Consider the following 26,575-nt stretch of genomic DNA (forward strand, 5'->3'; position numbering starts at 1 on the left):
GACGCTCCCTCGAACACGGTGGGACCGTCCTGGATCGGTTCCCGACTCTCAAACGTCGTTTATCGATGAATCGGATAATCCGGTTTCGTAACAGTTTTCCGGATGCCCGCAACGTTAATCCAAAAGCTGGAATCGCAAGATTGCAAATTATTCTGATTTGATACGCTATGTGGGTACCCTGAAATACGGTAGCGCCACATCAAGTTGCCCCACCGGCAAGTCATATCAGCGTTCCCATTGCATCACGACCTGAAATGCCCAGCCTTTACCGCCAGACGAGCGGTGGAAACGTGACAATGAGCGCTTCTGCACCGATCGCTCCATTTCCGGGAGATCTGCCATCCTGGCATTTAAAATCGCGCCAGATTTTTATATCGCCATGGACTCGCTGCGATTTCATCAACGGCATGAATCGATCAGCGAGGATCGATTCATAAAATGCGTTGGACGCTCTCGCTTCGATGTCGGATTCTACGCGCATGTCGAAACAGAGTTCACTTCCGATACATTTTCGTAAGATCGAGCTACACAACAATATGCGGCGCTTCTACACCTTATCGGTTCAACCGAATTTGTTCGGCGAATGGTGCGTCATGCGATCCTGGGGACGGATCGGGACACTTGGACAATCCGTGCAGCAAACACTTCTGGACGAAGCATCAGCCAACGCACTTCTTCGTAGACTTGTCGCGGTTCGTCGCAAACGTGGTTATGAGGAAGTCGCCTGACTTCTTTGCAACAGATAACCGAATTGCTCCAGCCTCCGGTTCACGCGCTCGATGAATACGTATCCTCAAGCAGCCATTCTTGAAATCTTCGCGATGCGAGAATGGGCGGCTTTGCCTTTGCGATCGAGATACTCTGCATAAAGACGAAGAGCGGCACGCAGATCCGATCTCGTCCGAACCGTCAGTGTTTCGAATTCGGTATTCAGTTCCAGCCGGGCCAATTCCAGTCCTGTATCGGAGAATGTTCGTCCTCCTAAAAGACGGCGCGCCCGGTTGACATGCGACTTGACATTGCGTGCCGATTGGGGCGAGCGCCCCGTTTCCATCAGCCAGTTCACAAAGCGGCCTTCGATTTCGGGAATGGTTCGACCATTCTCGCGCGCGAGAATAACACGACCGATTGCTTCGGCCAGTGGCGAGGGCACGGCGTTGGCAATCATTTGATGAATGTTCTGTCGTGTCGCGCCCTTCCACTGCCAGCCTTCCGGAAAACCCTGTAGCATCGCCAGCTGTCGGGTCGTCAGCATTGCTGCCTGCGAAGCCGGAACCGGATCTGCAGGATGGGGATTGTTCAGATAGCGAGCCGTTAGCCGTTCCCAAGCTGTTCGCGTCACGGTGGGAAACGGTTCGTGAATACCACGAACCCCGCGCCCGGCGCGGAAAGGCCGCGCATAGACCCAACCTTGCGGTATATCCAGTACGTCGCTGATGACCGTCTGGCGTTCCGACCGCGCCTTAACAAGGCTCGAATCGAGGAACCCATGCCGTTCTCCTAGACGCCCAATAACGAACAGACGCTTTCGGAGCTGCGGAACGCCATACCAGGAAGCGTCCAGCTTGCACTCGCTCAATCCGTATCCAGCCCGCACCAGCATTTTACGCCCATCCGCCCACGCTTCGGAGCGGGCTGCCTGTGGAACGTTTTCCATGACGAACCATTGCGGTCTGGCGAGACAGACGAGCATTGCAAAAGCCCGCGTCAACGACGCATTATCTCCTTCCACCCGCTTGCCCGCAACCGAGTAATCCTGGCATGGCGGTCCGCCAGCGATCAGATCCGGGGCCATTCCGCCGATCACAGGCGCAACAGCGAAAATATCTTTCAAATCGTGTTTGTGAACTTGTCGCCCGACATTATGACGGTAGGTCTCCACCGCCGGATTCCAGGCATCATATGCCCCGACCACTTCGATACCCGCACGTTTCAATCCAAGGGACATGCCCCCTGCCCCGCAAAACAACTCAACCGCCCGCAATCCGAATACCCCACGCCCCAAATCCTCACGGACATATCCGTTACAGCAGAGAAAAGCGGATCACATCTGGCTTCTGCTTTATTCCACACCCAAAACATAATCCACCCAAGCAGGCCTATGTTCCGGCATCATCAATAAAGATGCCGAGATGCCATCAACAATGCAATTAGCTTGAACGCATCATGCCAGATCGGGCAATCCACGTGCATTCCCGCGGCTCATTTCGTTTATGGTCTTACGGTAACGGGTCTTGCGACCAGTAAGGAGGACAAATGACTGTCATACTTCCTAGCAGCGGACGTAGCATAGTGACTGCCGCTGTCACACCGTGCGAACATCTCCGATGAATTCCTCGAGCGTGATCAGATGTGGGCGCACCGCTTGCAGATAGGCGTCATGGATTCCAGCTGGGACGACAAGACGCACGCCAACTTCGGTCATTTCACGGAATTGCGCTTCTGAAACACCTTCCTGAAGGGTCAGACGATGTTTCGTTCGAATGCGTTCGACTTCATTTATAATCTGCCGCCATCTGTCCTTGCATGTTGTTTTTGCGCCAAGCATACGTAATCGATGCGCTGGAAATGATGCGTCCTCATAGGCTGTAATGTTCGGGACCAACCCATCAGATTCAATATCAGTTGTCTGGTCAATATTGACATGGACCATAACATGGACCATATATTATGTTAAGTATGTGCGAAACACAAAGGAACATGGACCATGCGCGTATCTGTCAGTGACGCGAAAGGCCAGCTCACCGAACTGGTAAAGCGAGCTGAAGCCGGGGATGAAGTCATTTTGACCCGTCGCGGCCATGAGATCGCACGGCTTGTAGCCGTTGCGGCAGCGCCCGGCCCCAAGGGCCGACGCGCACTGATGGAAAGGGTGAGGGCAACGGCGGCGGCGAAAGCATTACCCGGGGCTAATGCTGCGCGTAGTCAGGACTTTCTTTATGACGACGATGGGATGCCCATATGATCGCCGTCGATACATCCGCGCTCATGGCGATCGTGCTCAATGAGCCCAAAGGCGAAGCTTGCATGACGGCAATTGAACAGTCTGATGAGCTATTGATTTCCGCCGGAACAGTTACTGAAGCCCTCATTGTTGCTGCGCGACGTAATGTCGGTGAAGAGGTTGACGCGTTGATTTCCGGGCTCGGCTTCGAAATCGTATCCGTGACAGCCGCTTCCGCACGCCGGGTCGCCAACGCTTACGCCAGATGGGGCAAAGGCATTCACCCAGCTTCGCTCAACTATGGTGACTGCTTTTCCTATGAAGTTGCTCACGAGCATGGCTGTCCATTGCTCTATGTAGGAGACGACTTCGTTCAAACGGACCTGCGCTCGGTTCTATAGTGGTTGACTCCAGCCAAAGCGATATCCGGTTAACCGGCGATGCAATGTTTCTCCCCGCTATGACTTCTTCGAGAAAGCAGCGACCGTATTGTCCCAATCAAATGAAATAAGCTGGTTGCGCCCAAAGGATGCATTGTTTCCTATCGGTTCCAGGATACCGCGCCTGCTAATAACAGCATTTCGGCACCGGAACCCTTTTCTTTCACGATGACTCATATCCGCATGATGCGAAGTAGTTTTGAGCATTTTGTGACTCGATATAGACTCTAACGGTGAATGAACCGCAATACTATCCGATTCCTAGACACGCTGCCCCGGACGCCTACCAAATTCCCGATACGTGTTTTCGGATATTGTTTCCTGCACACTTCAAATTTGAGATCGTGCTTGATAGGATCCGCCGCGTGTAAACATCACGGATAACGTGACCGGAGATGTCTGCATATCCCCGGCGGTCCGGGAAGAGCGTCGGGGATTTAGATGATGTGGACGATGACCATGAACGTCGCAACACAGCACATGCACACCATAATGACTATCGTACAGAAAACAGTTCGCCAAACCAATCGTCGAAACGACGATCCTGTGCTGATTTCGACCGTTCATTGACTTCGGTGGTGAGAAGGGCGTTTAACGCTTTTGATTTATGATAATCGAGACGACCATGCATGACCCCGCTCCTGCATATTGGGAGTGGTATTTATCATAAAGTCAAATTTCGATCATCTTTGACTTTTGTTGATCGACATAAGTTTACGACCGTTCCGTCGTCAGACGGTGACAGGCTGTAAAACAGTGAACAGCGCCCCACCGTCGCGGTCCAGATCCTGAATATCCAGGAGAAGCAAGCCTCCGGTTTCAGGCACGGCAAGTTCTGTCTTGGTGGCGTTCATTGCTGCTGCAACTGCCTTTTTGTTCCCCCACACTTTTCCGCGCCTGGTCACATCCGGACCATCTTCAGGGCTAGCAATGCTGAATTCGACTCCGCCCACATCAACGCCGTCGCAAACGAGATTTCCGATTCCATGCAACAATGTAACTGCCATCACTATACCCTGTGTCTGAATCAAAATTATCCGAAGTTTAGTAGCTTGTCAGTTTTCAGAACCATGCTGCTTCGCTTTTAACCGCTCATTCAATAGGAGCTTGAGCCGCGCATTTTCCGCTTCCAGCTCTTCCAGTTCTTCGTCTGTCACCGGTCCGTCTTCAGTCTGGGGGCCTGGCTTTCTCACGCGCCGTTGCTTTTGCGGTGATTTGAGAACGGGAGGCGAGGCTAGAATTTCATCTATCCCCTCCTCTTTCCGCTCGGGCTCCACAACAACTGGCGATTCTTGAGGGACTTTCGGCTCTTCAGCGGACGATAACACCTCAGAAGAAGCGACGGGCTCGACCTTTGGGGCTGCTGCCTTGCCATTTATTTCATCGGGATCTGTGGTCGTAACTTTGATGGATAGTCGCGTTGCCAATATAGGTTCAGGCTGCTCAGAGCTTTCGCCGGCTGCAGGTCCAGCATCAGGCAATTCATCCGGCAAAGTCGACTTCTTCTTCGATCGCCAGTTCTTCAACCGCGCAACGAGACGTTCCCCCAGTGACTTCATCGTGATCGACCTCTCTATAACAGCCACAACAGTGCACAGAAATGCTGTCACCTTAAGCCTGACAACTCAATAGTTTTGGCGACCATAGCCGTTACACATGTCACCAGAACGCATGAACAGATCAGTTATCGAGGACGACAGGGCAGTCTTGGCGACCGTTTCTCTACTGCTGCACCAATCGTTGGAGCATTTTGTGCAACTGTCTGTTCTCCATGCGTAATCTGGCGGCCAGTTCACGTTTCAGATCGGCATTCTCTATTTCAAGAGCTGACAATTCAGCCTGAATATCGGGCTCAGCTGCGATCCGACTTACCGCTTCTCGTTTAACCGGGACTGATTTTTTCTTACGACGTGCAACAGACGGCTTTTTCTCACTGACAACAGGATTTCCCACCATGTTTTCCGTTTGCAGCTCTTCCATTGCAAGGAGTGCTTCTTCCGGTTTCGAGGCGTCCATGTTGGAAAGTTCTTGCTCACTCAAAGCCTCTTCAACTTGCTCGATGACCGGCTCAGTTTGCGGCACAGCATTTATGGTCGTGGTCTCAGTTCTGCGCTCGATCGGCTTGGGCAGATCAGGCTGGGCCCGAACCTCCACTGGAGATTGGGGCGCATCGGCCTCCACTTGCCGGGCAATCGACTTCAGATCCAGATTTCCCCACAAAGATGACGAGCCCTTGCGAGTACGCTTGTTCTTATATTCAACGACAATATTACGGTTTGGATTTTTCATCCGTGAGTAGCTTTCCAGAGGAGATTTGAAGGTACGCTCCGCGCGTCTCAAAGGGCTTTTAGCAGTAGCTACAAATTATGCGGCGGATTTTCAACACTTAACAGAATGTCCGACCTGATCGATATGTCCTGAAAGCAAGTTCATCTCATCTTGAACACATGATGTACACGGCCTTATTGTTACATCAACCATTGACCTGTATTTTTGACGCCTAAATGAATTTCCAAACATCGATCTGGAGAAGCATACCATGGCAGACGAAACCATTGCAGCAGTAAACGAGACACCAGTTGAGGTTAGAACCGCCGAGCCTGTAGGCATCACGAAGAAAACCCGTGCGCCACGCAAAAAAGCTGAGCCTAGGCCCGCAAAGGCTGCAGCACCTGCCGCTAAAACCACGAGCGCCGCATCCAGACCAGAGAAAGCGGCCAAAGCTGCTTCAAAAGCAGCACCCGCTGCAACACCACCGGTAGAGAACAAGCGCAACAAGTACACGCCGGCCCAGCGCGCCTCCATCCTTGCTTCGATCGAAAAAGCAACAAAAGACGGCAAGACCACTCTCAAGGCTGCATTGCAGCAGACTAAAGTGAGTGAGCAGACCTACTATAACTGGAAGAACGCTGCTACAAAGAAAGCGCCCGCGCCGTCGGCAGGGTCGTCCAGCGATGATCTTTCCAGCTTGGTTGCACTGGAAGCAGAGAACCTCAAGCTACGCCAGGAACTTGCTGCAAAGCTGCGTGCTGAGAATGAAGAGTTGCGTAGACGTCTGGGTCGAACCTGAGGCGAATTGCTCCGTAGCATCTGCACCAGGGTGCTGACAAAACAGATGACTTCCCACGTGTAAGTCATCTGTTCGCCTTTCGATGATGAAAATTCGAAGCCTTTGTTCTCTCCTTCCAAAGGCTCTCTAATAAGGCCAAGAGTGAGGATTACCATTCCGCACAACTTCTGGTCTGGATTAGTGCATGACGACCACCAAGCGTCACGGGCAGGATTATGCTGACTGCCAATACCAAGATGGAGTCACATCATGATTTTGAATCCCGCTCAGGCCGAGGCACTCTACAAAGCGATACAAGCCCTGAATGAAGGGGGCGGCCAGCTACTTAACGCTTCCTTTGACGCATTCGTCCTCGGTGAGGCAATCATTGATGTTTGCACCCACACTGATGATCGCATCGAACTGCGATCTGCCGGCAATGTAACTGAAATACACGACGACCTATCCGCTTTCGCAGTTGCCTATCGTTTGCAAGCACTGTGATTGCTCAAGCGAAGGATGACACTGCGTTCGATTTCAGTTTTTTATCTATGAAATCTTCGTACGGACCGCTGGGCTGAAACTTAACAGAAGACAATTGAATAAAGCGCTTACCCGTAGACCAGGTCATCGCCCAATGATGGACTTCTTTGCTATTTCCAAGGCCTTCCGTGCATTGTTCTCTGCGGTCTCTTCAGTCGGCGCAGCCGACTGGATTGTGAGCCTGTCTCCGGCTTCTACGACAAAAATATCCACCCCCTTAAGACCACCTACATTCGGAAGGCGGATAAGTCGTCCAATCGCAGGGGAGACATCGATTTTCTCGATTTTGAAACCGATTTTTTCGGAACTGACGTCCAACTCTTTGAGATAAGCTTCGTCGGTTCTGTTTTCCTGTCCCTGCTCGTCGACATGGCGATCGATAGCGATCATCAAATGCTGGTCGTCATCTGTTCCGCAGCAGGACATCCGAAAGTTAGTCGGTTCTTCTGCATGATGCGCGGAGGCATCGAAAATTGACCAGAACTCTTGCTTGATGGGCGTGAGCTCGTGGATTTTGAAACCGTCAGCCCGGACAGGGACATCAGTCCCGGCCAGTGCTACCGCGATGACGACCGCTATAAACGTTCTATTTTTCATTCAGGGCACCATTACATTAACTTAAGCGCGACCAGAGTGAATCTGGATCGCTAAGCTGGAAAATTAGTCAAAACTCGCGTCATGATAGCGTTCATGCAGCAAAATCAATTCAGTCACAGTGCCCCGACGCAGGACAGTTCGACGCGGACATCTTTACCTGCAATCAAATTCTGATCCGATGCGAGGATCAGTCTTCTATCGCCTTCTCCTGCAAGTGAAATGATGCCTTGCTGCAGTTTCTGCCGTATGCCGTTGACTTCCACACTTGCGGTGTAATTTACCAATGCAGACATGCATCCACACATTCCGATCGACCGGTGCAATATAAACCTCGCGTCGAAGGAAACAATGTTCGCCTGCCTCTTCACCTGCCCGGGCTTCAGATCGACGCAGGCCGATAGTCCGTGCTGCAAATCAATTTCGACGACATCGCCGGAAACTGCGTGTCCCGCGGAGATGGCGCAAACAAACACAGCCACCAATGATTTAAATAGGGGCTTTCTTCTCCGTGCAGAAATCCTGATGACTTCATCCGCTTCGGGAAGCTTTTGACCCGAGCCACTAATCATTTTTCTTTTTGATCCGTTCGTCGTTGGCCTCATTTGTCTTTAACGGAGCGTTCTGCTGTTTCACGGTGCCGATCAAACCAGTTTCCCGCCCAGCATCTCTTTCTGATTTCAGTCCGCCGTCGTCTGCCAACGCACTTAAGAGTGCTCTGGTTTCATAATTTCCACCATGTGCATCTCCTGTAACCAACACTGTTTTTCCTCCGTGGGACGCAGCATCCCTCAGCGCCTCAAGCCGATTGATTTCCATCATAAATGCCATGGCATCGGCATCTGTCAGTGTCGTATCCGCTCGAAAGGCCGCAAGGGCTCTCGCATTGCCTTCTGCGATAATGCTGCGACTGGCTGCGATTCCCCGCGCCGTAATTGACATCGCAGCAGCAGAAGCTTCCGCACTCTTTGTCCGCTTTATTTTCTCAGCCTCTCCATCATTGTGCGCCGCTTCCAATCTGCGTTGAGAAGCAAGCACTTCGTTGAAGGCTGAAATCATCTCCGGCGTTGGCCGCGGGTCATCAATCAACACGGCACGGATCTCATAACCATATGCATTGATAGCTTCGTCTAGAGATTCACGGACAGTGCGCGTGAATTCGTCGCGATCAGTATAAAGTTGGTCGAATGTTCTCGCCGCAGCGACCGCGCGCGCATCTGTTGCGACGTAGGATTCGATCTGCTCTTCGGGATTATGCAATTCGTAAAAGGCCGCCTCTACCGCGGAAGGAATAACCCGATATTGCAGGCTGATTGGCATGGTGACAAAGGCGTTGTCTTTGGATTTGACGCCAAGCTGAAGAGAGATCTGTTTCGTCTGTAAGGAAAACGGCGAGCGAGCGCGCTGAAATGGCCAAGGAAATTTGATCGACAAACCCGCTTTACGATAGCCAGTGTAACGGCCGAACGTTTCAAGAATTCTGACGTGCTGCTGGGGTGTCATGACAAAGAAGCTCTTAAGCCAACGCAGTCCCAGATATATCGCCAGAATGGCAATAATAACCGATACAGGCGTTGTAATAATGGAACTGGAAAATTCAAATCCAAGCAAATTAAACATTCCAACCCTTCTTAATTTCGACTTTCACTATTTTCAGTTGCTCATTGAAAAGCAGAGCTTCTTATTTTACACGGAATGTCACAATGAGTGGCAATCTCTATTTTAACCAAAGCTCTTTGACTGGCAAGTCGTTCTGGTATTTGTGTCACAGACACCTGCTTAATGCGATAAATGACCTTATGGACTGCAGGAAGCTGCTCATTCCCACCGAGTGGGTGCCACAGGCTGCGACATATATTGAGTTTGGACAATAATGCTGGCGACGCGGACAAGTATATGGGCGCGCCAAACTCTATTCACATTCCCTCAATAGGACAGCGAACTACCAGTGTGCAGGGATTAGGAGAGGGAAACTCAAAAAGGGTGCAGAATGTCCGTATTGCGGAAAACTTTTCGGCCCTGGAGCAAATGTCCCTGATCACATATATCCGGTCGCACGCGGAGGCTTATCAATAGCAGAAAACATGGCTTACATCTGCGCACGCTTTAATCAAAAGAAGAGCAACCGCACGCTTAATGAATATATTTACGAATATCGATTAGACATGAAGGATATACATATTAGTTTGAGAAAACTAGGGAAAATCTTTTGATATCGTTTCCCCAGAGCGACGACTATTCTAAAAATCCAGCTTACTAACCATCAACTCTTTTGTTTTAGACGAGAAGTCAATTATTTGCTGTAGATCAGCAAGTTGGGATATATTTACGGACATGGCACCGCTGGTTATGCTGTCATCAAGCTGTGTAAATATCTCACCATCGGAATCCAAAGGTGGCCATTCTAAGCTGCGCCAAACATCCTGAAACCAGGCTGAGCCACCTGGATACTCACTATCGCATTTCCATGCCCACTTCTCGCAGATTTCTGGAATTGTGCGATAGCAAACTGGCCCTTCTCGGCCCTCAGATCTCGTCAACGATGCTGACGATCCTGCCATCCTCGATACGGAACGACGACGCACCGGAGAAGGCCAGTTCCTGCCCAGCTTTCCATCCGTTCAGAAGGTCAATCGCCACCACAGCGGAATATGCGATCTCAACTAGTGTCGTGTCCGCGACGGTGATTGCGTTTGTGACGGTCTGCCGCCGCGTTTCAAACGCCGATGCTCCGAATTTCGCCATCTCTTCAAGGCTCTGCTTGTCCGATGTCTCGGCCGTAACCTGACCACCCGAAATGTTCCGGAAAGACACTTTGTCGGAGAGGCAGACTAGCATCCCGTCGACATCCTTGTTGTTGTAGGCATTAATATAGGCTTGGATTAGGTCGGGCAGGCTTGCCATAAATCACACTCCATCTGCATCGGCATTTGTATAATCACCGTTCCCGTCGCAAAAGTCCCAAAACTTGCGACACTCAAGAGTATGACCGGTAAAATATCGTATCAAAAAAGCAATTTGGGTGCGGAACAAGATTTAACGATTAAGGCAAAGATTAAAACAGATCCCCGACCCAATCTTCAAATGCATGACGTACCCGAATTACAAAAACTGTTCCGTCTACTTCAATTTGATAAATAATGAGGTGGGCTTTAAACGGGTGCACCCGCACAGGTGGAGAAATTTCTTCACGTGCACGTGCCATTTGTGGGTTCTTTGCAATTAAATCCAGAGTGTTAAACAACTCTGCATGATAGCGTTTCGCCTGCACAGGCCCAAACATTGCTATACCCTGCTCGGCGATAGCAATGATATCGTCTTCCGCAAGACCAGAGAGTTTAAATTCCATCAGTTGCGTTTCAGAGATTTTTCGGTGTTAGCGAGTGCCACTGCGAAGAGTTCGTCCTGTGAACGACTTCCTGGGCCACTTTGTAAACCCTCGTCAACAAAGCGCTGCATCGCTGCGATCTTATCGCTGCGCATTTGATCTTTACGGATCAAATCGCGTACATAGTCACTCGCATTCGAATAGCGTCCCGTTTTGGCCTGAGCCTCAACCCATTCTTTCATAGGATGAGGGAGCGATACGTTCATCGTTACCATCAAATTCTCCCTTCACTGCAATTAAAATCGCAGATTGGCAAAGTTTGTCAATGTTATTTTCACTACCTGTCCATTTAACATTCTCGGCCAGACCGTTGATTATGATTGCCGTCTAGTATACTTTCCTCGCCTCGACGCGACCTTCAAAGCCGAAAATTGATAACCGACAAGGTGATCTATCGGGCTGTCATGATCATAGTCAAAGTTCGGCTTTTCTCATGAAAACATCCTGCTTCACATTTAATTGGCGCGATGCTGGTTCCACGCCTGGTTATGAGCCGTTCATTGGAACCATTTGGACGGACCGTTCGTTTTTCCTGCTGATGTCTACAGAGACTGGATTGGTCCATTTCGACTCGAGAGAGCGACAATGAGAAATCTTGAGAAAGCTCGTGTCCAAATGGTGGAGCAGCTTGTCCATCACGGCATACATGACACGCGCGTGCTGGAAGCGATGGGCACGGTGGCTCGTGAGAAATTCATCGATGAAGGCTTTATCGAGTTTGCCTATGAAGACACACCTCTACCAATCAAAAATGGCCAGACGATCTCACAACCATATATGACCGCCTTCATGATCGCAGCGGCCCGGCTAGGTGAGGCTGAGCGCGTTCTTGAAATCGGAACCGGCTCTGGCTATGCCGCAGCGATCATGGCACATGATTGCCGGTCAGATATTTACTGTCGAACGGTATTCCACCCTTGCCGAAGCCGCCCAACAACGCTTCGAAGACCTCGGCTGCAATAATATCCATGTGCGTACGGGCGACGGCAGCAATGGTTGGCCGGAAGTGGCTCCTTTCGATGCGATCATTGTTGCAGCAGGCGCGCCGGACATCCCTCAATCTCTTAAGGAACAGCTCAAAACAGGCGGGCGGCTCATCATACCCGTCGGCAGTATGGCGGGAGCCCAACGCCTTCTACGCATCACCCGTAAATCTACGGTGGAATTCGACGAGGAGGACCTTGGCGGCGTGATGTTCGTACCGCTTGTGGGAGACAAGGCCTGGCCCGACATGGACTGACATGATTTAGGCCGCGAAGAACAGGAGAAGACCATGGTAGAGAACGGATACAAACTTCAGAAAGATGGGGATGGGACCTGGTCGGTGATCGACGCCTTTAAGGGCAATCCGATCACTTTCGAAGGCAAGCTACAGATCGCATTGAATGAAGACGAGGCAAGCGGGTTCTCGACTGTCTCAACCGACAGAATCTCGAACGCCACCCCGAAGACGGCAGCGGACGCTTGCCTTGATCCCTAGGCACGCTCGAAACACGAAGTGATCAAATGGGGCTATCTTAAACAGTCAGGAAGCGTATCGTTGATGCTTCCGAAAGGAGAAGGAGATGCCACTCTTCAACGAAGCGAGCCGCATTTATAAGCCAGAAGAAGTGAACTTCATGCGCAGCTGCTTTTCCAACGCCGCGATCATTCTTGAAGAAAGCGACAGGGAATATACTGCGAGTGACCTTTCGTCTGCAATCATTATGCTTTACCAGAACGGGCTGAGGGATTTGACCTACATCGCGGAACTGGCGTCGCGACTTGCTCACAAGAGATATATGGAGCGTCACCCTGATACGCCTGTCGCAGCGAATGTGAACGTTCTGCCCGGTTCGAAGGCCCCTTCCTGAATTCCCAGCCGAACTAGGGTTTGCGGGTTAGTCGCAATCAGGAATTCTGCTCAGCATCTATAAGCTTGTTAGAGCGGCTATCCTCCGTTTCTTCGTAGAGAAAAGCCAGCTTTCTATCGTCAAAGATGGCGAAGAAATCATCCCAATTGATTTCCTCCAGATTCTGGTCTTTTTCTGCGAAATCGATACGCAATATACCGCCTTCACTACCGGTTTCCACCATTGCGGGCCGCCCGTTTCGGTCTTCAGCCCACTGGCGGATCTCATCGTGGTCACGTGTGATCTGCGCCATGGTTCTACCCTTCCGCTTTAAATTTCTTTGCTTCTTCAAGCAATTTTTGTCGATCTCTTCCAAAACGTTCGATCAACTGGCGGGCCTGCAGCGGAGAAATATCCGAGTTCTCGGCCAGGAACTTGATGTCTTCATCATCCGTCAGTGGGGTGGTTGATTTCTCGTTCATGATTGATCCTCATTTCTGGTGAGCGGGCGGCTGCACCGGCTGGTCGCCGCCCGTGCCGGTTTGTGGTCGGTCATTTTTTACCGGCGGCTTGGTCTTCGGCTGGTCGGCGGAGCCTATGGGAGAAGGTGTCTGGATGCCTTTCTTTTGCGACACCGAGCCGCCACCGGTCAGGCTCCACCCGAGAAGGAGAAGGAGCAGAACTGCCACTATGACTAATGCGAAGCGCGGAAAATATCCGAGCGCTCGCGGCGAAGCCTTACGTCCCTCCCCTCGTTCATGTTCTGATCGCTTGTTCATGGCCACATCCATGAGACTACAAAATATCCGATGACAACCACGGCAATGATGAACCACCAAACCATGTAGGCTGGACCTTCACGCATCTGCGTAGTTTTTCTTGCGGATCGCGCATTCTCTTTCGATGCCCATGCGCGCAGGCCGGACGCATGACTGGAAGCGCTGCTGTCATCGGGTTTTACCGGAGCCGTTAACGGCCGTGTCCCGTGATCCCCAGCCGGTTGAGAGCTACCGCCAGCCTCTGCATCTGTTTCCATTGGTGCTGCCGCAGGATCAAAGCCGGGAACCTTGTCGCCGGTTTCACCCCGTTGGATTGCCCCTCTTGCTCGAGCGCCAGAGCTTTTATCCGGTGGAACTGTTTTCATCATCGTAGGCCTCCCGGTCCAAACCATGAGGAAAACCAATTGTTCCGCAGAATTTCATTGCTTCAACCTTGCCATTTCCCGCTCCATCATTCGGTGCTCCTTTTCATTCAATGAAACAATCCGAGGTTTGAAAGGTTGGGCCGCGGTCTCAATAAACGGAGGTTTCCATGAAACACGATCCGAAAGCCGGCACCACCGATCAGAAGCCGAAATGGGAAGGCCCGCCGGAAAACCGGCCTCGTAGTTACGAACCCGCTGACGACGATCCCGCAAAGAAACGCGATGCCGCCGGGCACAGTCTTGCCGACCCAGACCGCAAGAACGTTGCTGATGCGTTAAGTGAACCCAAGCACACTAGGAGAAAGGGAGGTGGACAATGACTGTGTCTCCCCTTCCTCCGCTCAAAGCTATCGCGCTCAATGCCACCTTGAAACGAAGTGCCGACCAGAATCCATCCTCGACTGACAGGATGCTACATTATCTCGATACGCATCTTGTTCCTTATGGCGTGCAAACGGAGCATGTGCGGCTGAGTGAATTCAACATCGAACCCGGTGTCACATCGCACGAAAGCGAAGACGACGAGTGGCCGGCACTCAGAACCAAAATCCTAGATGCGGATATTCTTATTTTCGGCACGCCGATCTGGCTCGGACAACCATCAAGCCTCTGCAAGCGCGTGCTGGAACGTATGGATGCATTTCTTTCAGAGACCGATGATGCCAACCGAATGCCGTCTTACGGGCGTGTGGCCGTCGCGGCCGTGGTCGGCAACGAGGACGGCGCGCATTTCGTGTCATCCCAGCTCTATCAGGCGTTGAACGATGTGGGCTTCACCCTGCCTGCCAACGGCGTAACCTATTGGGTGGGCGAGGCGATGCAATCAACCAATTTCGTCGATCTGGAAGAAGTACCCGAAACAGTCGTTTCCGCCACCAAAATACTGGCTGCCAATTGCGTACATCTGGCACGATTGTTGAAGGCCGCTCCTTATCCCGGTTCAGAATAACAGGAGGGTGGCGCGCAAAGCATTGTCGGCTGGCCCGGATTGACCGGCCCGGGTGATGGATGTTCTGGTATCGGAAGGGGCGGTATCTGTTCGGGTTCGTCGGGGCTGAATGGCCCCTTATCTGGTTGCGGAATGGTCTCCGGCGGCTCGACCGGAATGCCTTCAGGTTCATTTTCGGGAATTTCCGGCGGGTCGGACGCTGTCGCGGAACCCGCAGATAGAGCGATTGTCCACCATTCAGCGATATAGATTTTCATTGGTCTCTCCCTTGTCCAAAGCAGGTTAAGCCTGATCTGGTTTGCCGTAAGCCTTGCGCAATTCTTCTTTGGCGGTTTCCAACACTTGTTTGCGCTTTTCCGGCAAATTCTTGCCAGCTCGGTTGATATAGAAGGTCAGCATGGACATGGCCGAGCGAAACGGCTCCGCCTTGCGCTTGTGGCTCTTGTCAGCCGAGCGTTTCAGAGAAGCTGCGATTTTCTTCGGATCGTCCTGCTCGAATACATGCGGCTCGAGATCTAGCGCGTCGCTATGTTCGGTCACTTCGGCTGACCATTTCTTTGCCTGGACCATATCAAAACTCCTCTATTACGAGTTTCAATAACCGCCGAGAGCTGGGCATGTTCCTTTTCACTTGTCCGTCACAGTGGCTAGATCGCAAAGTTTCGCGTCTATTGATGGAACAAAGTGTCTGCAAGCCGGTTCGGAAGCTCGTTTAACCATCGGTATTCCGAACGGAGGAAGTATTATGTTCTGCAGCGGTCCTTCAAACATCAGATTGCTCTTTTTTAACAAGGATCGCGTCGGAGCGGGCGAACCATCCCAGCAGGAAACACGGGACCATCAGGCACGTCCGACGCACGAGCAATCCAACGCGCCTGGCAATCCGCGTCAGCTCCAACCGAACAACCTGCAAAAGAACTTCGACTTTGAACGCTCCAATGGCGAGCGCCCACATGATCTTGTCAACCCGGTTCGCGGAAAATGAGACACGAAATCCATTACCAGGACCGATCGAGATACAACGGGAGATGAAGATGCCTGCAAAATCCAAAGCACAGCAACAGGCTGCCGGCGCGGCGCTGGCTGCGAAACGTGGAGACAAATCGAAAAGCGAACTCCGTGGAGCATCCAAGGAGATGGCCAAATCCATGAGCGAGAAAGAGCTTGAGCAAATGGCCTCTACCAAACGGAAGGGGAAGCCGGAGCATAAATCGAAGTCCTGACAAAACGAACAGGAAATAACGATGATTATCCTGAAGTGGCTCGCCGTCATCATGTTCGCCGCCGCATTGTTCGGGCTGGGAACCCTGTTCATCACATCGGACAAGGGCGATGTCTCTCCAGAAAGTCCCACCCAACCGTCCAGTTCCCCGACACAGCCCTGACCGACCAACTGCTCATCGGAATTTTTCCAAGGGTGCGAAACAAATTTGTTGCTGGCGGGTTAGGGCGCCGTCGTCGTGATTTTCAACCGCACGACGAGGACAGTTCATAACCATAAGGAGGAGCCAGAAATGGCCAGCACCAAGCAACGCAATCTCGACGACCTTTTCTACGACACGCTCAAGGACATTTATTATGCGGAGCGCAAGATTTTGAAAACCCTCCCTAAAATGTCCCGCGCAGCCACTGACGAAAAGCTCAAGAATGCGTTTGAAAAGCACCGGGAGCAGACCGAAGGGCATGTGGAACGTCTGCAACAATGCTTTGAGATTCTCGGCAAGCGCGCGCAGGGCAAAACCTGCGATGCCATTGAAGGCATCATCGCTGAAGGGGAGGAAATCATTGAGGAATTTTCGAATAGCCCTGCTCTCGATGCCGGTTTGATATCCGCAGCCCAGGCGGTCGAACATTACGAAATCACGCGTTACGGCACATTGAAACGTTGGGCCGAAACCCTGGGCCACAAGGATGTAGCGAAACTTCTCGACCAGACCCTACAGGAGGAAGGCCAGACCGATAAGGATCTCACGAAACTCGCCGAATCCTCCGCCAATCTCCGCGCGGAAGCCGCCTGATCGCAGTGTTTTCAAGACTGGCAGCAAGGTGATGACATGGAAACTGCCCAGTTCCGGGATGATCCCATGCGTAAAATACGCGTCGTCTGCCGATCTTCCGACAGTCCCCATGGCGTAGCCAGCGTGGAAGCGTTGGCTACCCGCCTGTCTTCGCTCACCGGCAGGCAGTTATTGCCTACTCTGCAAAGCTTTGACGAGAGCGACGGAACTTTTTTCGTCCCGACTTTTGCTCTGGTTCGGCAGAACGGGCATCCCGAAATGCACATTGAGAGCTTCTACGGCGGCATTGTCCACCACAGCTTTATGACGACAAAACTCGTTACCCATCCGCACTGGCACGACGACGATAATTTGCCGGAAGGTTGGGCGGGGAACTTCGCAGCCTGTTTAGAGAATTGTGTTCTGTCGGGCTTTTCGGTCTTTTCACGCCGCCACGCATTGGATGCCGCAAGTGCTCTGCTGAAGAAGCACAAGATTCGGTTCAAAAAACCCTATGCATCCGGCGGCAAAGACCAGACCGTCATCGAAACCGTTCGTTCCCTCGATGGATTTTTGGAAACCGTTTCAGACGGCGACATTGCAAACGGGCTCGTCGTCGAAGAGGACGTTGAAAACTCCACCACCTATTCCGTCGGACAGGTCCAGATTGAAAACCACATCGGAAGCTATCTCGGCCGTCAATATACTTCTCAGGACAATGACGGGAACGCGGTTTATGCGGGCACCCGTTTACGTATGGTGCGCGGCAGCTGGGACGCTCTGCTTAATCAACTCCAATCGCCCGTTGCGCACAGGATCGTTGAGAATGCCAGACGCTACGATGAAGCTGCCCGGCAACACCTTGGGCTGGTTGCGTCGCGCAGAAATTACGACGTTCTTGTCGGACCGATCACGGAAAATGGCGTCCGCTGCGGCGTGTTGGAACAGTCATGGCGTGTTGGCGGTGCATCCCCCGCTGAAGTCCTGGCACTGGAAAAACTAGCGCAGGACGAAACCGTTACCGCCGTCCAAGCCGTGGTGCGCGAGAGCTACGATCCGCCGCCTACATTCAGAGAGGACGATTTCATCGTCTATGTCGGTGATGACGATTTCGGGCGACCCCTCCACAAATATGCGCGAATTGAGAAAATCTATCATGATCCGTAACGTCACCGCCGTCAGCGTGGACCAGTACGAACTGGCCGCGACTGTCATCTCTCCGGATACCACCATTCCAGGCGTTCTGTTTCTGCACGGTTGGGCTGGCAGCCAGGAGCGCGATATCGAAAGAGCAAATGCGATATCCTCTCTCGGCTGCGTTTGTCTTACCTTCGACATGCGCGGCCACGGGGAATTACTGTCCAGCAACAAAACCGTAACGCGCGGTGAAAACCTTGACGATGCCATTGCCGCCTATGACCGGTTGGCCAGTCTCAAGATGGTCGAAGACGGTTCGATTGTCGTCATAGGCAGCAGTTATGGCGGTTATCTCGCCACTTTGCTGACCGAGTTTCGGCCCGTCCGTTGGCTAGCATTAAGAGCCCCCGCACTTTATCGCGACCAGCTTTGGCAAGTCCCTAAAGCAAGGCTTGATCGCAACGATCTGCAATCCTATCGTTCCGCGCTCATAAGCTTTGATGACAATCGTGCGCTTCGACAGGCACGGGAATTTCGAGGCGACGTGCTGCTGGTCGAGTCCGAGCATGATACCATCGTTCCCCATCCGACGGTCGCAAGTTATCAAACTGCTTTCATCAATTCCCGTTCGTTGACCGTTCGGATGTTGGGTGGCGCGGATCACGCACTAACCGAAGACCATCATCAAAAGATTTACAATCAGCTTTTGACCCGCTGGATCAGAGAAATGGTTCTCGGCGCACGCTAACGGAACAATGTACGGGTTCATTAGTTGGGGCAGTCCCTCAGAAACAAGGGAGCCAACGATGAAACGGTCTATTCGATATCTCGCAGAGGCAACCTTCTTGCTGCTCGCGCCAGCGGCGTATGCCCAAACCACACCTACTGAAGAACCTCAGACTCCCGCAATCACCACGCCCGGAGAGAAAAATCCGAAGGCACCGGTGCCTGGGCAGAACAGTTTTACCGAGGATCAGGCAAAGGAACGCCTGACCGAAGAGGGTTTCACCAACGTCATGAATCTTCAACTCGGTGAAGATGGCGTTTGGCGCGCCGATGCTGCGCGCGACGGTCAGCCCGTGAAGGTCCTTCTCGATTTTCAAGGAAATATCACCACGCAATGACGGGTTGAGATCGGAAAACCAAACAGGAGATTAAAATGGCATATATCACGGGTCTATTCGACAACCACGACGAAGCGGCCGATGCCGTTCGTGCTCTCGAAGAAGCAGGGATTCCGGCTGAAAATATCAGCCTGATCTCGAATAACACCGACGGCCGATATGCAGGCGAAGCTCTCAAGGACGAACAGAGTGCCGTCACAGGCGTAGAAGCTGGTGCCGGGCTCGGCGCCGTCGCAGGTGGGGGTGCAGGATTGTTGACCGGGCTGGGCCTGCTTTCCATCCCGGGGGTCGGTCCGGTCGTGGCCGGTGGCTGGCTGACAGCCACGCTGGTCGGGCTGGTCGGCGGCGCCACGGCTGGCGGTGTCGCCGGCGGTATTGTGGGTGCGCTTATCGAAACCGGCGTGCCGGAAGAAGAGGCGCAGGCCTATAGCGAAGCCATTCGCCGTGGTAGCACGCTGGTTGCAGTTCGTTGCGATGAAGCCGAGCGAAGGAAAGTCGAAGCTATTCTGGAAGATTGGGGACGCGTCAATATCGGTCAGAGACGTGACGCTTATCTTGAAGAAGGATGGGAAAGTTTCAATGCGTCGGGCGCACCTTACACCGCAGACGAAATTGAACGCGAACGCCAGCGCTGGGGCTAGGTGGATTGTTCTATGAAAGAGGTAGATCCACGCAAGGCCAGACAAGGTCTGAATGGACGACGTATTCTCACAATACTCATTTCCAGTCTTACACTGGCAATGATTGTCTGGGGCGCCGTTGAATTCTACGGAAAAATGCGCCCCGGGCGCGGTTTCATGGATGACAACAGCAAACCACCTGCATCCACGGAATCGCAGCCGCCACCTTCGGCCACAGGTCGGCAATGACATCTTCAGCAATCACGCGTCGCCAGCACATCCTTCAACAAGTCTGCACAGAAGCGCAGACTTGTCAGCGTTGCGAGCTCTATCGAAATGCAACACAAACCGTTTTCGGCAAAGGGCCCATTGATGCCCGAATTTTCTTCGTTGCCGAACAACCCGGCGACAAGGAAGATATCGGAGGCCGCCCCTTGATCGGCCCGGCTGGCCAACTCTTCGATAGGTGCCTCAGTGAAGTCGGGATCAAACGAGAGCGATGCTACATCACCAATGCGGTTAAACATTTTCGACACACCCAGCGCGGTAAGAGACGTCTTCACCAGCGCCCGTCGACCAGCCATATCGAGGCCTGTCGCTGGTGGCTTCAGTGTGAAATTGAACTGGTCGAACCCCGGATCATCGTTGCGCTGGGCGCAGTTGCCGCCCGCTCCCTTCTCGGCAAGCCGGTTAAAATCGCGGCAGCGCGCGGCATCCCTCTCGAGTTCGGGAACCACCTTATCCTTGTGACGATCCACCCATCCTACCTGCTACGTTTACGTGCCCAGACCGGCTTTGATCGCGAACGGGCGATGTTTCTCAAAGAACTGGCCAAAGTCGCGGAGTTCGAGCGCGCCGCCGAAACGTGAAGTTTATTACAGTCGTTTTCCCGGAACATCATTTGCTATCTCTGGTTAGGCTTATGTCACGCGCGACAAATTCCACTCCCAACAATCAATGGTCTAAAACCACTGAAAGGAAAGAGAATGGCACAGAACCACACGCAAGGTGGCACACACGAACAACACGTGAAAGCCGGCCAGCAGAGCCACAAAAACGATGGCAAACATGCGAGCAGCGGAGGCGGCGACAAGCAACAGCAGACGTCTTCCCGTGGGGGAACCCATGAGCAGCATGTAAAGGCAGGTCAACAGAGCCATAAGAATTCGTAATTCAAAGGGGCGGCCTCGTGCCGCCCCATTCTCAAACCGGACTTTTGTTCGGAAAGGCTAAGACGATGTCTTTCAAGCCAAATCCCGACTACATGCTGGAGCCGGAACATCTCGTTGAGATGATACCGGCTTTGCGCGCGTTTTCCCGCACATTCTATAATCAAAGAGAAGATGCAGAGGATCTGGTGCAGGAAACACTGATGAAGGCGCTCGCTAACCGGGAAAAATACATACCCTATTCGCCGCTTAAATCCTGGCTTTTTACCATCATGCGCAACACGTTCTGCACGCGTATTCGCATTCAAAAGCGCGAGGCGCCGGGCCTGACCGAATGTGTATCGCCAACAGCCTCGGTCAAACCTTCTCAAGAGTTCACGCTTGAGGCGCACGACGTGCAAACAGCAATGGAAACGCTGCCCCTTAAATATCGCCGCGTTCTGATGCTGGTGGCGTTGGAAGGCAAAAGTTATGAACGCACAGCCAGGCTTTGCGATTGCTCGATCGGAACGGTCAAAAGCCGTCTGCACCGCGCCCGTCATAAACTTCACGATATCGTGGATGGAGCCTAGATGGTGTTATCCAAGCATCGGCACTCCCGAAATCGTGTCATCGCTCGGAATGTAAATTCTGCACGAGACATCTTGTCATTCGGTAATAGACATGGCCAACTGCTTGTAATGATTAGTCCTAACAATGATGCTATGCGTCTTTTCGCAGGAAAGCGCATTTTGGTTTTCGAAGATGGATTTCTGCTTTCGGAAGAAGCGAAATTCAGATTAGCGAATGCTGGCGCCGTAATACTCGGTCCCGTCACAACGGCCAGCCAGGCGTTGGACTATCTGGAATGCGAAGCCATTGACGCCGTCGTTATGGATGTCGCTCTGGAGCCGGAAGCGGTACTTCCACTCATCTCCGAACTGGAACGAGGCGCCGTACCCTTTATATTTGCCCTGTCGGACAATCCCAGGCTGGATGGCCAGCGCTTCGCTGGGTTTATATTCAGCGCTCGCAACAATGACCTATCCACGATAGCGGAAGCACTGTTTCTTCATCGTAATGTGGAACAGTAATAGTCCTTCCAAATCGATTGATCACTGTTTCTCCTTCAAATGCTTCTGAACGCCTGGAACAGGCAGCGTATTTCGTTGTTAGGACGATAGGGCGAAAAGGAAGGACAAGCCGAGATGGAAAGCCGATATCCCAAACCGCCGTTCGCAACCCAGCACCTGCCGATGCCGGGCATTACCGATAAGATGAATCCAAAGCCGGATCACGGAGAAGCCACCTATAAGGGTTCAGGAAAACTGAAGGGGCTGCGAGCAATCATCACCGGAGGAGACAGCGGCATTGGTCGCGCTGTTGCAATTGCATTTGCGCGGGAAGGTGCGGATGTCTTGATCGCCTATCTGGAAGAAGATGAAGACGCGCTTGAGACCAAAGGACTTATCGAGAAAGAGGGTCGAAAAGCTGTCTTGATGAAATGCGATATCCAGCATGCCCAAACCTGTCGCGAGTTGATTGATCGTGCGGTAGGCGAACTAGGCGGAATCGATATTCTGGTGAACAACGCGGCTCATCAGGCAAGTTTCTCCCAACTCGATGATATCAGCGACGAAGAATGGGAGCTGACATTTCGCATCAATATTCACGCGATGTTTTATCTGACAAAAGCAGCCCTTCCCCATATGAAACCCGGCGCTGCCATTATCAACACGGCCTCCATCAATTCGGATATGCCAAATCCAACCCTTTTGGCCTATGCGACGACAAAGGGTGCGATCCAGAATTTCACCGCAGGTCTTGCACAGCTTCTTGCAGAAAAGGGAATCCGCGCCAACGCGGTTGCGCCCGGTCCGGTCTGGACCCCGCTCATACCGTCGACTCTGCCAGAGGATGCGGTGCGGAATTTTGGTAAACAGACACCGATGAAAAGACCTGCTCAACCGGCGGAACTCGCTTCGGCTTATGTCATGCTGGCGGACCCGCTATCGAGTTTCACATCCGGCGCCACCATAGCAGTCACGGGTGGCAAGCCAATTTTGTGATGCGTACTCGTTCGCTTTGCGGCCATCGCTCCCCTGCATTGTTATTTTCGTGGATCAATCAGCGCTATGCCGAATTCCGGTCGATAGGTCCTCACCATAGTGCTGGTATTTTCCTTGATAATTACTTCGAGCGTCGGTCGCACCAAGGCTTCAATCAGGTGCCCGCCTTTCGCCTCACCATTGCGCATTCCCAAAACCACATGCAAATGAAGGCTTGGATTGCCCTCTTCGTCCAGAGCGCAATCACCCAGCAAGCTGAGTACCTCGCATTGCTCGTCAAGTTCGATCCGGTGATAGTCTTGTTGCTCAAGGTCGAAAAATCCAAGTGTAGCGCGTCGGAAAGCTCCAATCGCGGTCACCGAGGCTGCCGTTAGATCCTGTTCCCGGACAAACCGGGTAAGTGTCGCGACCACCGCTTCTTCCGGAACGAGAATGACGACAAAGATCCGCTGCCCCGCTCCCTCTCCCAGCAGTTTGAATTGCATTATCTGGGCCTCCTGTTTTCGGGTTGTGAAGATGCAACCAATAGCGGGACAAAAAGTTTCAGCTTGCCGTCAAAGGAAAATTCGATCGCAGCACATTTCCAGATTTGTCTGCTACCGTACCAAAAATCATTTGCCGAATCAGAGTGTTATAGAATCCCAACCGTCAAAGAGAGTGGGGGGGCACGACGGCGAATAGCTGATACTTTGCCCGAAGTAGCACAGATGTACGACGAATCTAAACTGAACAACCGCCTGTTGAAGAGTCTGCCTCCAGATATTCTCAATAGTATTTATTCGTCCCTGGAACCTGTCACGCTTGAGCGCGGTCAGGTTATTGTCAGGGCCAATCAACCGATCGACTATCTCTACTTTCTTTGCGGCGGGATCAGTTCGGTCATCGCCGTAACGACCAGAGGTCAGCTGGCAGAGGCTGGCATGGTCGGACGCGAAGGGTTTTCACCAACCTCAGGAGCGGTTGGGGCTACAACCAGCATTCATGAAGTGATCATGCAAGTCAGCGGATATGGTTATCGGATAGCCGTCAGTGCTGCACAAGCGGAAATCAATCGCAACAGCGTGTTTGCCAGTTTATTGGCTCGCTACATTCAGACGTTCGCCTCACAGGTTTCTTATACTGTCTGGGCGAACGTAAACTTGCATATTCACGAACGGCTGGCGCGCTGGCTCTTGATGTCGCACGATCGTGTTGACGGGGATGAAATTATCCTGACCCACGACTTCATAGCTCTCATGCTCGGTGTAAGACGCCCCAGCATTACGACAGGACTTCACCTACTGGAAGGCAAAAAACTGGTGCGATCAGAGCGAGGCCGCATCACAATACGTGACCGGAGAGGGCTCGAAGATTTCGCCGGCGAAGCCTATGGAAAACCCGAAGAAGAATATAGCCAGCTTTTCGGCCCTCAAAACTAGGCGTCACCGACAGGTCGAAATCCCTGCATCAGCCGCAAGTATTCCTTTTCCGGCCAGCCATAGGCGTCTCGAGCATAGCTTTCCAGCCCGTGACGATTCCGAATAAAGACAACTCCTCGTTTGGACTTGATCAAGCCCAATCCTTCAAGAACATGAAGAGAAGTCGTGACACTTGGACGACGAATGGCAAGCATTATCGACAGAAACTCGTGAGTGATTGCTATTTCATTGCCTAATATTCGATCATCACACATCAGGAGCCATCGGGCCAATCGTTGCGTGACTTCATGAATGGCATTCGAGACGGCGGTATAGGCAAGCTGAACGGAAAACGCTTCGATAGAGCGGATCATGATCCTGGAAAAACTGCGGTTTTCGTCCATCCACCACCGAAACTTCTTATAAGGCATTTCATAACCTTGCGCAGCAACCTGAACCAGGACATCATAAGAACTGTTTTCGACGCCAGCGATTGCAGAGGTTGGAATATACCCATCGAAGCCGAAAATTCCCGCTTCTGCACGTTTTCCTTCGGCGGTTGTCACAATAACCGAACCGATACCTGTCGTGAGAAAATAAACCTTCGCGATCGGTTTTCCCGTTTCTGCAAGTATCGTCCCACGCGGAAGTTCCACATAGATCGTGTCGCGGATGATGGCCTCATAATCCGACGACGGAAGCAAAGCCAAGAGTTTGTTGGCCATGGTATTTTGTGGCGGAAACGGCATATGGTGAACCTCATTCCATCATCATGAAGAGGAACACGCAGAACAAAGGTTGGTTCCCAAAACCCACCGGTTACCGTCTCCATTCCGTACGCTATCGTACCAAAGCGAAAGAAGAAGTTTTAAGACTATCTATGTGCAGTAAACGGCGTATCGTTGAAGCTTCGTTTCTTGATGGAGACTGTTATGCCGTTATTTAATGAAGCCAGCAGGATTTACTCCTCAGATGAAGTTAATTTCATGCGTAGTTGCTTTTCTCGGTCTGCGATAATTCTCGAAGAAAGCGACCGTCCTTATTCAGCCTCTGAGCTTGCAGGATGCATCATACGACTATATGAAAGCGGCTTGCGCGACCTTGATTACATTTCAGAGCTGGCAGCAAGACTTACTCCCCCACGATTTGCCCCCCGACATCAGGATTTCGCGGCCAACTCTAATCACTTGCAGAAATTCGTTTAAGCTATCGTTTCCGAAGACTCTTTTCAGCCGTATACAAGCTGCGCTCGAGTTGCGCTCTGGCTCTATTAAGCCTGCTCTTGATCGTTCCGACCGTACAGCCTGTCGCCATCGCTGCCTTTTCGTAACTCAGCCCGCTAAATATCACCAGATCGAGAACGCTCTTATGTGCCGACGACAGTTTACTGTAAGCCCGCCCGACATCCTGCAATTCCATAGCCCAGTCCTGCGATGGGCTGATTTTTGGCCCCTCCCACTCCTCAATTGCATCTTCGCGGCGGGATCTCTTGATCCTGGTGCAGAATGTGTTCTTCATGATGGTGAACAGCCAGGATTTGAGCGATCCATAGGGGACGAACTTATCGCGATGGCGTAGAGCTTTTAATAGCGTTTCCTGAACAAGGTCCTCCACGTCGGAACGCTGATGGCACATCGTTCTGGCGAACTGGTGAAGCGCAGGTCCAAGTGCCAGCAACTCTTCTTCGAACTCGGATATCGAGGGCATTTGTCTCCTCCTTCCCCAGGTAAGGTAAGGCCCAGCCAGCCAGTTAGTTCCTCCTCAAGGACTGTCTGTACGATAGCGTACGGTTTTTGAAGCGGAACGCGATGAGCGTTGGAACCAGCCGTATTCGGCTTCGCCTCGTCGCTGAAACCGCGAGAATTTCAATCTGGAACGAAAGCAATGCTGGCTGGTTCGGCATATTTGGCAGGAGTTTGGCAAATGACTATGGAAACCCAAGTCGTTTCGATGGAAGACGATGAAGCCTATACGGTTCAGTTTTTTGACGATGCAGGAACTGCCGTTTCTGTCTACTTCCAGAACCCGCAGCATGTTCACTTGTCAACAGCCGACGCGGTGAACGAAGCAAGGGCGCGGATGTTGCGTCTGCTTGAGGGAGCCTGTGGGCAGATCGTCGTAGAAAGACTTGAAGGATAAC

45 protein-coding genes and 1 pseudogene are annotated in these 26,575 nt (G+C 52.2%); 25 read left to right on the forward strand and 21 right to left on the reverse strand.

Annotated features, from left to right (window positions below; all coding sequences use genetic code 11):
- Positions 1-479: 479 nt before the first annotated feature.
- Positions 480-728 carry a WGR domain-containing protein gene (locus JNC70_RS18055; protein ID WP_240579044.1) on the forward strand — a complete coding sequence of 83 codons (249 nt, stop codon included), beginning with the start codon at positions 480-482 and terminating at the stop codon, positions 726-728.
- Positions 729-793: 65 nt separating this feature from the next.
- Here JNC70_RS18055 and JNC70_RS18060 read toward each other — a convergent pair whose 3' ends face one another.
- Together JNC70_RS18060 and JNC70_RS18065 are read right to left on the reverse strand one after the other, a co-directional pair.
- Positions 794-1,948: a DNA cytosine methyltransferase gene (locus JNC70_RS18060; RefSeq protein WP_247997901.1), complete on the reverse strand. Its 1,155-nt coding sequence runs from the start codon at positions 1,946-1,948 to the stop codon at positions 794-796.
- Positions 1,949-2,305: 357 nt separating this feature from the next.
- A complete protein-coding gene (locus JNC70_RS18065) occupies positions 2,306-2,653 on the reverse strand; it encodes a type II restriction endonuclease (RefSeq protein ID WP_247997902.1) in 348 nt (115 codons plus the stop codon).
- Positions 2,654-2,707: 54 nt separating this feature from the next.
- Between JNC70_RS18065 and JNC70_RS18070 the strand changes: the two genes are divergently transcribed.
- Together JNC70_RS18070 and JNC70_RS18075 are read left to right on the forward strand one after the other, a co-directional pair.
- Positions 2,708-2,965: a type II toxin-antitoxin system Phd/YefM family antitoxin gene (locus JNC70_RS18070; protein ID WP_112591074.1), complete on the forward strand. Its 258-nt coding sequence runs from the start codon at positions 2,708-2,710 to the stop codon at positions 2,963-2,965.
- Entirely contained in the window at positions 2,962-3,345 is a 384-nt protein-coding gene (locus tag JNC70_RS18075) for a type II toxin-antitoxin system VapC family toxin (protein ID WP_112591076.1), read from the forward strand. The genes JNC70_RS18070 and JNC70_RS18075 overlap by 4 nt, the downstream gene beginning before the upstream one ends.
- 535 nt (positions 3,346-3,880) lie before the next feature.
- On the opposite strand, the gene JNC70_RS18080 is transcribed toward JNC70_RS18075, so the two are convergent.
- The 4 genes from JNC70_RS18080 to JNC70_RS18095 form a co-directional block, all read right to left on the reverse strand.
- Complete coding sequence (locus JNC70_RS18080) at positions 3,881-4,015, reverse strand: hypothetical protein (RefSeq protein WP_268891693.1); 135 nt, start codon at positions 4,013-4,015, stop codon at positions 3,881-3,883.
- Between the two features lie 100 nt (positions 4,016-4,115).
- Positions 4,116-4,391 (reverse strand): hypothetical protein, encoded by a 276-nt coding sequence (locus JNC70_RS18085; RefSeq protein WP_235913340.1) that lies wholly within the window; start codon positions 4,389-4,391, stop codon positions 4,116-4,118.
- Between the two features lie 48 nt (positions 4,392-4,439).
- Positions 4,440-4,943: a hypothetical protein gene (locus JNC70_RS18090; protein WP_374788791.1), complete on the reverse strand. Its 504-nt coding sequence runs from the start codon at positions 4,941-4,943 to the stop codon at positions 4,440-4,442.
- A 163-nt stretch (positions 4,944-5,106) separates the two neighbouring features.
- Positions 5,107-5,673, reverse strand: coding sequence for a hypothetical protein (locus JNC70_RS18095; protein WP_374788792.1), 567 nt, complete (start codon positions 5,671-5,673; stop codon positions 5,107-5,109).
- 250 nt (positions 5,674-5,923) lie between these two features.
- On the opposite strand from JNC70_RS18095, the gene JNC70_RS18100 reads away from it, so the two are divergent.
- A complete protein-coding gene (locus tag JNC70_RS18100; RefSeq protein ID WP_374788793.1) occupies positions 5,924-6,454 on the forward strand; it encodes a transposase in 531 nt (176 codons plus the stop codon).
- Positions 6,455-6,703: 249 nt separating this feature from the next.
- Positions 6,704-6,937 carry a hypothetical protein gene (locus tag JNC70_RS18105; protein ID WP_374788794.1) on the forward strand — a complete coding sequence of 78 codons (234 nt, stop codon included), beginning with the start codon at positions 6,704-6,706 and terminating at the stop codon, positions 6,935-6,937.
- Between the two features lie 123 nt (positions 6,938-7,060).
- Here JNC70_RS18105 and JNC70_RS18110 read toward each other — a convergent pair whose 3' ends face one another.
- The 3 genes from JNC70_RS18110 to JNC70_RS18120 form a co-directional block, all read right to left on the reverse strand.
- Positions 7,061-7,573 carry a hypothetical protein gene (locus tag JNC70_RS18110; protein WP_374788795.1) on the reverse strand — a complete coding sequence of 171 codons (513 nt, stop codon included), beginning with the start codon at positions 7,571-7,573 and terminating at the stop codon, positions 7,061-7,063.
- Between the two features lie 113 nt (positions 7,574-7,686).
- The gene (locus JNC70_RS18115) at positions 7,687-8,142 is read right to left on the reverse strand and encodes a DUF2195 family protein (protein ID WP_374788796.1); all 456 of its coding nucleotides are present in this window, start codon (positions 8,140-8,142) and stop codon (positions 7,687-7,689) included.
- Positions 8,135-9,190 (reverse strand): SPFH domain-containing protein, encoded by a 1,056-nt coding sequence (locus JNC70_RS18120; RefSeq protein ID WP_374788797.1) that lies wholly within the window; start codon positions 9,188-9,190, stop codon positions 8,135-8,137. Before JNC70_RS18120 ends, JNC70_RS18115 begins: the two co-directional genes overlap by 8 nt.
- A gap of 338 nt (positions 9,191-9,528) precedes the next feature.
- Between JNC70_RS18120 and JNC70_RS18125 the strand changes: the two genes are divergently transcribed.
- Positions 9,529-9,783 carry an HNH endonuclease gene (locus JNC70_RS18125; RefSeq protein ID WP_374788850.1) on the forward strand — a complete coding sequence of 85 codons (255 nt, stop codon included), beginning with the start codon at positions 9,529-9,531 and terminating at the stop codon, positions 9,781-9,783.
- A gap of 313 nt (positions 9,784-10,096) precedes the next feature.
- Here the strand turns inward: JNC70_RS18125 and JNC70_RS18130 are convergent, their stop codons facing one another.
- From JNC70_RS18130 to JNC70_RS18140, 3 genes are all read right to left on the reverse strand, one after another.
- Entirely contained in the window at positions 10,097-10,474 is a 378-nt protein-coding gene (locus tag JNC70_RS18130; RefSeq protein ID WP_374788798.1) for a nuclear transport factor 2 family protein, read from the reverse strand.
- 151 nt (positions 10,475-10,625) lie between these two features.
- Complete coding sequence (locus JNC70_RS18135; RefSeq protein WP_374788799.1) at positions 10,626-10,919, reverse strand: type II toxin-antitoxin system RelE/ParE family toxin; 294 nt, start codon at positions 10,917-10,919, stop codon at positions 10,626-10,628.
- Positions 10,919-11,173, reverse strand: a complete 255-nt coding sequence (locus JNC70_RS18140) for a type II toxin-antitoxin system ParD family antitoxin (RefSeq protein ID WP_021586553.1) — start codon at positions 11,171-11,173, stop codon at positions 10,919-10,921. Before JNC70_RS18140 ends, JNC70_RS18135 begins: the two co-directional genes overlap by 1 nt.
- Before the next feature lie 454 nt (positions 11,174-11,627).
- Here JNC70_RS18140 and JNC70_RS18145 point away from each other — a divergent pair.
- From JNC70_RS18145 to JNC70_RS18155, 3 genes and pseudogenes are all read left to right on the forward strand, one after another.
- Positions 11,628-12,198, forward strand: a pseudogene (locus tag JNC70_RS18145) (protein-L-isoaspartate(D-aspartate) O-methyltransferase).
- A 33-nt stretch (positions 12,199-12,231) separates the two neighbouring features.
- Positions 12,232-12,438: a hypothetical protein gene (locus tag JNC70_RS18150; RefSeq protein ID WP_374788800.1), complete on the forward strand. Its 207-nt coding sequence runs from the start codon at positions 12,232-12,234 to the stop codon at positions 12,436-12,438.
- 85 nt (positions 12,439-12,523) lie between these two features.
- Positions 12,524-12,811 carry a hypothetical protein gene (locus JNC70_RS18155; RefSeq protein ID WP_374788801.1) on the forward strand — a complete coding sequence of 96 codons (288 nt, stop codon included), beginning with the start codon at positions 12,524-12,526 and terminating at the stop codon, positions 12,809-12,811.
- Between the two features lie 37 nt (positions 12,812-12,848).
- Here the strand turns inward: JNC70_RS18155 and JNC70_RS18160 are convergent, their stop codons facing one another.
- The 4 genes from JNC70_RS18160 to JNC70_RS18175 are packed head-to-tail and all read right to left on the reverse strand — an operon-like array spanning position 12,849 to position 13,937.
- On the reverse strand, positions 12,849-13,103 hold the full coding sequence (locus JNC70_RS18160) for a hypothetical protein (protein ID WP_374788802.1): 255 nt from the start codon (positions 13,101-13,103) through the stop codon (positions 12,849-12,851).
- A gap of 4 nt (positions 13,104-13,107) precedes the next feature.
- Positions 13,108-13,272 carry a hypothetical protein gene (locus JNC70_RS18165; RefSeq protein WP_086000501.1) on the reverse strand — a complete coding sequence of 55 codons (165 nt, stop codon included), beginning with the start codon at positions 13,270-13,272 and terminating at the stop codon, positions 13,108-13,110.
- A 9-nt stretch (positions 13,273-13,281) separates the two neighbouring features.
- Positions 13,282-13,569, reverse strand: a complete 288-nt coding sequence (locus tag JNC70_RS18170; protein WP_374788803.1) for a hypothetical protein — start codon at positions 13,567-13,569, stop codon at positions 13,282-13,284.
- Positions 13,566-13,937: a hypothetical protein gene (locus tag JNC70_RS18175; protein ID WP_374788804.1), complete on the reverse strand. Its 372-nt coding sequence runs from the start codon at positions 13,935-13,937 to the stop codon at positions 13,566-13,568. The genes JNC70_RS18170 and JNC70_RS18175 overlap by 4 nt, the downstream gene beginning before the upstream one ends.
- Before the next feature lie 164 nt (positions 13,938-14,101).
- Here JNC70_RS18175 and JNC70_RS18180 point away from each other — a divergent pair, with 164 nt between their 5' ends.
- A complete protein-coding gene (locus JNC70_RS18180; protein WP_374788805.1) occupies positions 14,102-14,314 on the forward strand; it encodes a hypothetical protein in 213 nt (70 codons plus the stop codon).
- Entirely contained in the window at positions 14,311-14,943 is a 633-nt protein-coding gene (locus JNC70_RS18185; RefSeq protein ID WP_374788806.1) for a flavodoxin family protein, read from the forward strand. Before JNC70_RS18180 ends, JNC70_RS18185 begins: the two co-directional genes overlap by 4 nt.
- Here JNC70_RS18185 and JNC70_RS18190 read toward each other — a convergent pair.
- Together JNC70_RS18190 and JNC70_RS18195 are read right to left on the reverse strand one after the other, a co-directional pair.
- Positions 14,925-15,200, reverse strand: coding sequence for a chitin-binding protein (locus JNC70_RS18190; RefSeq protein WP_374788807.1), 276 nt, complete (start codon positions 15,198-15,200; stop codon positions 14,925-14,927). The two genes, JNC70_RS18185 and JNC70_RS18190, sit on opposite strands and share 19 nt — an antisense overlap.
- Before the next feature lie 25 nt (positions 15,201-15,225).
- Positions 15,226-15,513 carry a DUF3175 domain-containing protein gene (locus tag JNC70_RS18195; protein ID WP_374788808.1) on the reverse strand — a complete coding sequence of 96 codons (288 nt, stop codon included), beginning with the start codon at positions 15,511-15,513 and terminating at the stop codon, positions 15,226-15,228.
- A gap of 464 nt (positions 15,514-15,977) precedes the next feature.
- On the opposite strand from JNC70_RS18195, the gene JNC70_RS18200 reads away from it, so the two are divergent.
- From JNC70_RS18200 to JNC70_RS18255, 12 genes are all read left to right on the forward strand, one after another.
- The gene (locus JNC70_RS18200) at positions 15,978-16,166 is read left to right on the forward strand and encodes a DUF3008 family protein (protein ID WP_374788809.1); all 189 of its coding nucleotides are present in this window, start codon (positions 15,978-15,980) and stop codon (positions 16,164-16,166) included.
- A 21-nt stretch (positions 16,167-16,187) separates the two neighbouring features.
- Positions 16,188-16,328 carry a hypothetical protein gene (locus tag JNC70_RS18205; protein WP_155269255.1) on the forward strand — a complete coding sequence of 47 codons (141 nt, stop codon included), beginning with the start codon at positions 16,188-16,190 and terminating at the stop codon, positions 16,326-16,328.
- Between the two features lie 129 nt (positions 16,329-16,457).
- A complete protein-coding gene (locus tag JNC70_RS18210) occupies positions 16,458-16,961 on the forward strand; it encodes a YciE/YciF ferroxidase family protein (protein ID WP_374788810.1) in 504 nt (167 codons plus the stop codon).
- Between the two features lie 66 nt (positions 16,962-17,027).
- Complete coding sequence (locus tag JNC70_RS18215; protein ID WP_374788811.1) at positions 17,028-18,107, forward strand: DUF3182 family protein; 1,080 nt, start codon at positions 17,028-17,030, stop codon at positions 18,105-18,107.
- The gene (locus JNC70_RS18220; protein ID WP_374788812.1) at positions 18,097-18,825 is read left to right on the forward strand and encodes an alpha/beta hydrolase family protein; all 729 of its coding nucleotides are present in this window, start codon (positions 18,097-18,099) and stop codon (positions 18,823-18,825) included. The genes JNC70_RS18215 and JNC70_RS18220 overlap by 11 nt, the downstream gene beginning before the upstream one ends.
- Positions 18,826-18,883: 58 nt before the next feature.
- Positions 18,884-19,201, forward strand: a complete 318-nt coding sequence (locus tag JNC70_RS18225; protein WP_374788813.1) for a PepSY domain-containing protein — start codon at positions 18,884-18,886, stop codon at positions 19,199-19,201.
- Between the two features lie 35 nt (positions 19,202-19,236).
- A complete protein-coding gene (locus tag JNC70_RS18230) occupies positions 19,237-19,842 on the forward strand; it encodes a hypothetical protein (RefSeq protein ID WP_374788814.1) in 606 nt (201 codons plus the stop codon).
- 224 nt (positions 19,843-20,066) lie between these two features.
- Positions 20,067-20,690 carry a UdgX family uracil-DNA binding protein gene (locus JNC70_RS18235; RefSeq protein WP_374788815.1) on the forward strand — a complete coding sequence of 208 codons (624 nt, stop codon included), beginning with the start codon at positions 20,067-20,069 and terminating at the stop codon, positions 20,688-20,690.
- Positions 20,691-20,807: 117 nt separating this feature from the next.
- A complete protein-coding gene (locus JNC70_RS18240) occupies positions 20,808-20,993 on the forward strand; it encodes a hypothetical protein (RefSeq protein ID WP_109988297.1) in 186 nt (61 codons plus the stop codon).
- 65 nt (positions 20,994-21,058) lie between these two features.
- Positions 21,059-21,562, forward strand: coding sequence for a sigma-70 family RNA polymerase sigma factor (locus JNC70_RS18245; RefSeq protein ID WP_109988296.1), 504 nt, complete (start codon positions 21,059-21,061; stop codon positions 21,560-21,562).
- Positions 21,563-21,721: 159 nt separating this feature from the next.
- On the forward strand, positions 21,722-22,063 hold the full coding sequence (locus JNC70_RS18250; RefSeq protein WP_235969155.1) for a response regulator: 342 nt from the start codon (positions 21,722-21,724) through the stop codon (positions 22,061-22,063).
- Between the two features lie 114 nt (positions 22,064-22,177).
- On the forward strand, positions 22,178-23,038 hold the full coding sequence (locus JNC70_RS18255) for an SDR family oxidoreductase (RefSeq protein WP_374788816.1): 861 nt from the start codon (positions 22,178-22,180) through the stop codon (positions 23,036-23,038).
- A gap of 41 nt (positions 23,039-23,079) precedes the next feature.
- Here JNC70_RS18255 and JNC70_RS18260 read toward each other — a convergent pair whose 3' ends face one another.
- Positions 23,080-23,523 (reverse strand): PPC domain-containing DNA-binding protein, encoded by a 444-nt coding sequence (locus JNC70_RS18260; protein WP_374788817.1) that lies wholly within the window; start codon positions 23,521-23,523, stop codon positions 23,080-23,082.
- 222 nt (positions 23,524-23,745) lie between these two features.
- On the opposite strand from JNC70_RS18260, the gene JNC70_RS18265 reads away from it, so the two are divergent.
- Entirely contained in the window at positions 23,746-24,456 is a 711-nt protein-coding gene (locus JNC70_RS18265) for a Crp/Fnr family transcriptional regulator (RefSeq protein ID WP_374788851.1), read from the forward strand.
- Here the strand turns inward: JNC70_RS18265 and JNC70_RS18270 are convergent.
- The gene (locus tag JNC70_RS18270; RefSeq protein WP_094515391.1) at positions 24,453-25,184 is read right to left on the reverse strand and encodes a Crp/Fnr family transcriptional regulator; all 732 of its coding nucleotides are present in this window, start codon (positions 25,182-25,184) and stop codon (positions 24,453-24,455) included. The two genes, JNC70_RS18265 and JNC70_RS18270, sit on opposite strands and share 4 nt — an antisense overlap.
- A 457-nt stretch (positions 25,185-25,641) precedes the next feature.
- Positions 25,642-26,142, reverse strand: coding sequence for an RNA polymerase sigma factor (locus tag JNC70_RS18275; RefSeq protein WP_374788818.1), 501 nt, complete (start codon positions 26,140-26,142; stop codon positions 25,642-25,644).
- 108 nt (positions 26,143-26,250) lie between these two features.
- Between JNC70_RS18275 and JNC70_RS18280 the strand changes: the two genes are divergently transcribed.
- Positions 26,251-26,574, forward strand: a complete 324-nt coding sequence (locus tag JNC70_RS18280; protein WP_146206487.1) for a hypothetical protein — start codon at positions 26,251-26,253, stop codon at positions 26,572-26,574.
- The last annotated feature ends 1 nt before the right edge of the window (position 26,575 follow it).

This window comes from Brucella oryzae, from assembly GCF_041929965.1.
In the GTDB taxonomy this organism is placed as follows: Bacteria; Pseudomonadota; Alphaproteobacteria; order Rhizobiales; family Rhizobiaceae; genus Brucella; species Brucella oryzae.